At 42.5% G+C, this 7,065-nt stretch carries 5 protein-coding genes; 4 read left to right on the top strand and 1 reads right to left on the bottom strand.

The annotated features are described in order from the left end of the window. Positions 1-121: 121 nt before the first annotated feature. From OQ5_RS0104960 to OQ5_RS0104950, 3 genes are all read left to right on the top strand, one after another. A complete protein-coding gene (locus tag OQ5_RS0104960; protein ID WP_026055120.1) occupies positions 122-727 on the top strand; it encodes a hypothetical protein in 606 nt (201 codons plus the stop codon). An 83-nt stretch (positions 728-810) separates the two neighbouring features. Continuing rightward, positions 811-1,650 carry a hypothetical protein gene (locus tag OQ5_RS0104955; RefSeq protein WP_016776425.1) on the top strand — a complete coding sequence of 280 codons (840 nt, stop codon included), beginning with the start codon at positions 811-813 and terminating at the stop codon, positions 1,648-1,650. Continuing rightward, positions 1,647-3,680 carry a helix-hairpin-helix domain-containing protein gene (locus tag OQ5_RS0104950; protein ID WP_016776422.1) on the top strand — a complete coding sequence of 678 codons (2,034 nt, stop codon included), beginning with the start codon at positions 1,647-1,649 and terminating at the stop codon, positions 3,678-3,680. Before OQ5_RS0104955 ends, OQ5_RS0104950 begins: the two co-directional genes overlap by 4 nt. Here OQ5_RS0104950 and recQ read toward each other — a convergent pair. Further along, entirely contained in the window at positions 3,677-5,857 is a 2,181-nt protein-coding gene (recQ, locus tag OQ5_RS0104945) for a DNA helicase RecQ (protein WP_016776421.1), read from the bottom strand. The genes OQ5_RS0104950 and recQ overlap by 4 nt on opposite strands. 374 nt (positions 5,858-6,231) lie before the next feature. Between recQ and tatC the strand changes: the two genes are divergently transcribed. Then, positions 6,232-7,050, top strand: coding sequence for a twin-arginine translocase subunit TatC (gene tatC / locus OQ5_RS0104940; protein WP_016776420.1), 819 nt, complete (start codon positions 6,232-6,234; stop codon positions 7,048-7,050). Positions 7,051-7,065: the final 15 nt, after the last annotated feature.

The following is a 7,065-nucleotide window of genomic DNA, read 5'->3' as shown; positions in this document are numbered from 1 at the left end:
GAAAACTTATGAATAAAGCAGGTTAAGATGAAACAAATATGACAGGGATTCCCTCAATAAAAATATGTATAAATGCTTGCATGCGAGTTCCATTAAGCCTGTTAAAACAAAATTTATACGGATGAAGCTTTTCAGTAAAATACTGTCCTTTCTTTTCCATCCCATGCTAATGCCAACTCTTGGGATTTTTTTTATTCTGAATTCAGGAAACCACCATGCATTTCTCCCATTTGAAATAAAGCGTCTGGTATATATTATTGTATTCACTTCCACCTGCCTGCTGCCGGTTTCATTACTTCCGCTGTTTCTTCAAATCAAGCTGATAAAAAGTTTTGAAATGGAGACCGCCCGCGAGCGAGTTTACCCGGCACTCACCTCCGCTGCTTTCTTTCTTCTCGGTTATTTTCTTCTGACCCGTCTGAATGTTTCTGTCCTCATTGAAGCATTTTTGCTTTCCTCGCTTATCGCAATACTTATCTCTGTTGCCATTTCTTTTTTTTGGAAAATTAGTCTGCACGCGCTTGCTGTTGGGGGTGTTTCTGGTCTCCTGGTTGCATTGATGTTTGAATATGGCATTGATCTTCTTCCCCTGTTCTCGGTAATAGTTGTTATCTCGGGGCTTGTGGCAATGGCCAGACTTTATCTGAACGCCCATTCTCCTTTTCAGATATATGCAGGATACTTTTTAGGTTTGATCATTATCGGTTCCGGCATTATGCTTATCTGACAGCATCAACGTGCTGGATTTGTTTGTTTTATACAATCTTCTTATATTGCAGAAGATATTAACCAAACCAGTACCGACCCGAAATGATCAAAAAACTTTTTTTTGCAATCCTTCTGACCATAGCATCAACCCATTCCAAAGGTCAGGATTACAATTTCCCATCGCCCTCAACAATAGCATTAGGCCTCTCCGGAGCAAGCGACTCAACGGCATGGGCTGTATTTGCTAATCCTTCAGGCATTTCTAACATCCGCCAACCCATTGCAGGCACAGGCTATCACAATGCTTTCCAAATTGAGGCATTGAGCACGCAAACCGCTTTTGTCATTATCCCCTCTTCTTTAATTAATACCGGACTATCTTACTCCAGGTACGGGAATCAACTTTTCAATATACAACAAGCAGGGATTACAGCCGCCAGAGCTTTATCCAACCGTTTGAGTTTAGGCTGTCGGATGGTATACCTTTGGAGATACATTAAAAATGCCAAAACACCAGGCGCTTTCCTTTTGGATGCAGGTTTCCGCTTTCGTTTATCTGAGACAGCTTCTTTCGCTGTTTCGGCTAAAAACCCGGCTCGTCAGAAAATACCGGACGAATACAATGACCAACCACTCCCATCATTTCTGTCAGCAGCCTTTATAGCCGGACTTTCTCCTTCTTTTCGGCTAACTGCCGATGTTATGCACCGTACAGACTATTCCAGGCAGGTATACTCGGTCGGTCTGGAAGCAAGGCTGCACAAAATGGCTGAGTTTTGTGGTGCTGTTTCTGCAAAACCCGTCAGGCTGGCTGTTGGAGCCAATATTAACTGGAAAAATCTGGAGATCAAGCTTGCAGCCAATCATCACGATCATCTTGGAATGAGTTCAACTGCGGGCATCATTTATTCTTTTAGCAGAAAGAAAGGAGGTGAACGGTGATAACTCTGCTAAAAAAATCCTGCCTTGTTTTCAGTTTTTGTGTTTGCTCTATCAATCTTGTCACAATTGCCCAGGATTACGATAATCTTGAGCATTGGGCTGAAAACATTGCCGCCGAATATGCTCAAGAAACAGAGCAGGAAGACATTGCCCTGCTGATCGAAGACCTTCTCAGTCTTACAAAACATCCCCTCAATATCAACAATGCATCCCGTGAAGATTTGGAGCGCATCTTTTTTCTTACAGACCTCGAAATAGAAAACATTCTGTATAAAAGATACATCAACGGTCCTTTTTTAACCATTTATGAGTTGCAGGCTGTTGAAGGGCTCGATGTAAAAACAATAAAACTCCTGCAACCGCTTATCCGTTTCGGACCTGTTGAGACAAGTCCCGGAAAAATCAGAATTTGGGGAGATGCATTTCTCAGAAGTATGTATCAGCTCGAAAAAGCCGAAGGGTTCCGCAAAAACAGCGAAGGAATCAGGCCATTTGCAGGCGATCCGGTTAAGCTGTACAACAGAATCGAGATAACGACCAATCGTGGTCTGAGTGCCGGACTGATTGCGGAAAAAGACCCGGGGGAACCGATGTTTGCGAACGAAATAAAAACATTCGATCTGTTAACAGGTTATCTCCATTATCAAAACAAAAAAGGGTGGATTAAAGAAGCCGGTGTTGGTAACTACCAGATCAGTGCCGCGCAAGGGTTGGTTGTTCAGTCGGGAATGCCTCAAAGAAAGAGTTCGATGACCACCTCGATACGCAACCGACGGTCGCCTTTTCGTCCGTCTCTTTCCGCTTCTGAATATTCTGGCATGAATGGCGGTTATTTTACTATTGGGTTTGAGAGATTTACCTTTTCCCCATTCTTTTCCCTGAAAAAAAGAGACGGGAGACTGGCGGCCGACAGCAGTTGCATATCAAGTCTTCGGGAAGACGGCTTACACAGGACATCTGCGGAACTCGAACAACGCCACAACACAACAGAGCTGGCGGCAGGAGGCAGAATCTCCTACACAGGCAAATGGATTGATGTTGAAGCCGGGCACCTCTATTATCGGCTTGACAAACCCCTCTGCCCGGAAGTTAAGCCATACAACCAATTCTATTTCAATGGTAAAGAGAACCGGAACAGCTGGCTCTCGTATGTGATCAGCCAAAGACGCTGGTTATTGTTTGGAGAGATAGCTTTTGACCAATTCACTCATCCTGCCTTCTATCATGGAATAATATGGGGGGCGGCTCCCGGTTTTTCGTTAGTTCTCGGTCACCGGACAATCCCTGTTAAATATCATGCCCCATTGGCTGCTCCTATGACAGAAAGCAGCAGCTTTGCAGGCGAAAGTGGTCTCTATTCGGGAATAAAGTGGGAACTCCCGTTAAGAATCACAATTTCCTCTTATTTCGATTATTATCGGTTCAAATGGTTGAAATTTAATGCAGATGCTCCATCCTCCGGGTTCGACTGGATGGGGGTCATAGAGAAGGACTTTGACAATGACGCAACATTGTATATCAGATACCGACACAGAGAAAAACCAACGAATATTGCTTACAACAGTGCAGAAAACTCTGTTGTCGATATTAAGTCTGACCAGATTAAGGGTCAATTCCGGCAAAAACTAACAGGAGGATGGCAATTCACCACTTTGCTCCAATGGCATTTTGTGAATATCGATAATAACAGAGAAACGGGAAATATGCTTTCACAGGATATCAAATGGAAAAACACCAAAGAAAACTTCACCGCAACACTCAGATATGCTCTTTTTAATTCTTCGGATTATTCGGCACGAATGTATGCCTACGAGCCGGATGTGCTGTACATGTTTTCGGTACCCGCTTACTCGGGAAGAGGCAGTCGTTATCTCCTTCTTATCAACTACAAAATCATGAATAACCTTCATTTATGGCTCCGCTGTGCGCGATGGAAATATGATGACAGAGACGAAACCGGTACAGGTTATCAACTGGTTCGGTCCGATAAAAAAACCACTTTAACGGCTCAGATACGGGTGAAATTCTAATTGCCTACTTCGGAGATAAACTTGATCCGCACCATTCTGACATCCTCCTCGGAATACTCGTCTTCACCAAGTTCTTCCAATGCAGCTGCTATATCGTCGGTTTCAGCATCTTCCTTAAAATAATAAAATATGTCGTCGCGATGTTCCTCGTCCATTACCTGATTGATGTAATAATCAATATTGACACGTGTTCCGGAGTAAACAATCGACTCTATTTCTTTCAGAAGTTCGAGCAAATCAATTCCTTTAGAATCGGCAATATCGTCAAGTGACACCTGCCGGTCTATACTCTGAATAATCGAAACCTTAAGTTTACTTTTATTGGCCACTGTCTTAACGACCATGTCCATCGGACGTTCAATTTCATTCTCTTCAACGTGCCGCTGAATAAGCTCAACAAACTCTTTCCCGTATCGCCTGGCTTTTCCGGCACCAACACCCGGCATATTCTGCAACTCTTCAAGTGTCACCGGATAATAAGTCGCCATCGCTTCCAACGAAGGATCCTGGAAGATTACGAAAGGCGGAAGATTTTTCTTCTTCGAAATTTGTTTTCTCAGGTCTTTCAACATCGAAAACAAGCCTGTATCCACGGCAGCAGTTCCGCCGGCCGATCGTGATTCCTGTTCCAGTTCATCATAATCGTGATCACGGGTCAGGCTAATGCTGTAAGGTTTTTTAATGTATTCATGCCCCTTTGCAGTTACTTTAAGAAGACCATAATTTTCAATATCCTTGGATAATAATCCGGCAACCAATGATTGTCTTGTTACTGCATGCCAGAATTTTTCATCTTCCTCGCTGCCACACCCAAAAATACCGAGTTCGTGATGGTGGTATGATTTAACCACACTGGTGATCTTACCCGTCAGTACATTAACAACATGCTCGGTTTTAAAGCGCTCTTTAAGTTCGTTAACAACTTTGAGCAACTTAACGATGGAATCTTTTCCCTCAAACTGCTCTTTGGGGTTGATGCAATTGTCGCACGAACCGCAATTTTCCTCTGTGTAAGTTTCGCCAAAGTAATGCAGCAAAGTTTTCCTTCGGCACAACGAAGACTCAGCATAAGCCACGGTTTCAAGCAAAAGCTGCTTCCCGATCTCCTGTTCTGCAAGAGGCTTCCCTTGCATAAATTTTTCCAGCTTTTGGATGTCTTTATAGCTGTAAAACGCAATGCATCTGCCTTCGCCCCCGTCGCGCCCGGCCCTGCCGGTTTCCTGATAATAGCCCTCGAGACTCTTTGGAATATCGTAATGAATAACCATCCGAACATCGGGTTTGTCTATTCCCATTCCAAAAGCAATGGTAGCCACAATTACATCAATCTCTTCCATCAGAAATTTATCCTGATTACCACTACGGGTTGCCGCATCCATCCCCGCGTGATAAGGCAGGGCTTTTATGCCGTTAACAACAAGCGTTTCAGCCAGCTCTTCCACTTTCTTCCGGCTCAGGCAATAAATAATCACTGATTTCCCCGGATTCTCCTTCAACACTTTAATAATGTCTCTTGTAGCATTAACCTTTGGCCGAATTTCATAAAAAAGATTAGGACGATTAAAAGAAGATTTGAAAACATTCGCATTCAGCATGCCAAGATTTTTCTGAATATCATGCTGAACTTTAGGGGTTGCAGTAGCAGTCAGAGCAATTAACGGTGCTTCGCCTATCTCGTTAATAATAGGTCGGATACGCCTGTACTCGGGGCGGAAGTCATGTCCCCACTCCGAAATACAGTGAGCCTCGTCTACAGCATAAAATGATATTTTGACCTGCTTAAGAAACTGGATGTTTTCATCCTTGGTAAGAGATTCGGGCGCAACATACAACAATCTTGTCTTCCCGGAAATAACATCTTCTTTAACCTGTTGGATGGCAGATTTTGTCAAAGATGAATTTAAGAAGTGGGCGATACCGTCATCTTCACTGAAATTTCGCATCGCATCTACCTGATTCTTCATCAGGGCTATAAGCGGGGAAATAACAATGGCCGTACCGTCGAGAATTAACGCCGGAAGCTGATAACAGAGCGATTTCCCTCCCCCTGTTGGCATCAGTACGAAAGTATCATTCCCGTCAAGAACGTTTTTAATGATATCTTCCTGGTTTCCCTTGAAAGTATCGAACCCAAAATGCTTTTTCAAATAACCGTTCAGGTCAATCTGCTTAGTCATAACAAAATCAAACTATTTCGCTGTATCCTTCACAATATCAGATTGTTATTGCTCTTTCCTTTCTTGACCCCCGAAAAGCAAACAAATTTAATAGATATTTATGAATACCGGACAAAATTTTCACGTTTTATGAGTGAAACACACTCTTAAAAAATAATAAATCGGAAACAAACTGCGACGACGCAAAATTATTCCGGGTAAAACATATTGAAGGTATAAAATAGAATGGGTAAAAACAAATAATTAAGAAAGTGTTTTTATCTTCGCAGGATAATATGCAACAGAACGTAAGCTGTTTGATTTTTAGTTATTGGATTGGATACAAGTTACCCGAGAGGCTGAAGATTGACAGATAAAAAATCAATTTGATACGCATGAAGAACAAGAGCCAGACCGAAATGTCCTTTTTAGAACATCTTGAAGAATTACGTTGGCATTTGGTCAGATCCTTCCTTTACATTTTTGTGTTTGCAGTTCTGGCCTTCATTTTCAAAAATATCGTATTCGATGTTATCCTGTTGGGACCAAGCAAACCCGACTTTTTTACCAACAGTTTGTTATGCCGTCTGGCTGAAGACCTGAGAATGCCTGTTTTATGTATCAACCGGGAACCACTTTCACTACAAAACATCAATATGACCGGTCAGTTTACGACACATTTATGGATTTCCTTCCTGGCTGGCATTATTGTAGCATTTCCACTTATTTTTTGGGAATTCTGGCGTTTTATTAAACCTGCACTTTACAAGGAGGAGATTGAGAGCAGCCGCGGAGCAATATTTTTTGCATCAATCCTTTTTACCATAGGCATTCTGTTTGCTTATTATATCATCAGCCCGCTGTCGGTTCATTTTCTGGGCAATTACCAGGTAAGTGAACAGGTAGACAACATAGTTAACCTTGGTTCATACATAGGAACAGTATCATCAATCATTCTGGCAAGCGGAATTCTGTTTGAATTACCAATGTTCATATATTTTATGAGCAAAGTGGGGTTGGTAACGGCAGATACCTTAAAAAAATACCGTCGGCATTCGATTGTTGTAACACTGGCGCTGGCAGCCATCATAACCCCTCCCGACGTTATCAGCCAGATATTAGTATGTCTGCCACTCATTCTGCTTTACGAAGCAGGCATCATTATTGCAAGAGGAGTTGAATACAGACGATCAAAAGAGGTGGCTAAGCAATGACCACATCAAAAAATG

Source organism: Anaerophaga thermohalophila str. Valhall, assembly GCF_000250735.1.
Taxonomy (GTDB): domain Bacteria; phylum Bacteroidota; class Bacteroidia; order Bacteroidales; family Marinilabiliaceae; genus Anaerophaga; species Anaerophaga thermohalophila_A.
The sequence above is the reverse complement of the archived record's forward strand: the minus strand, read 5'-3'. Positions and strand labels throughout refer to the sequence as shown.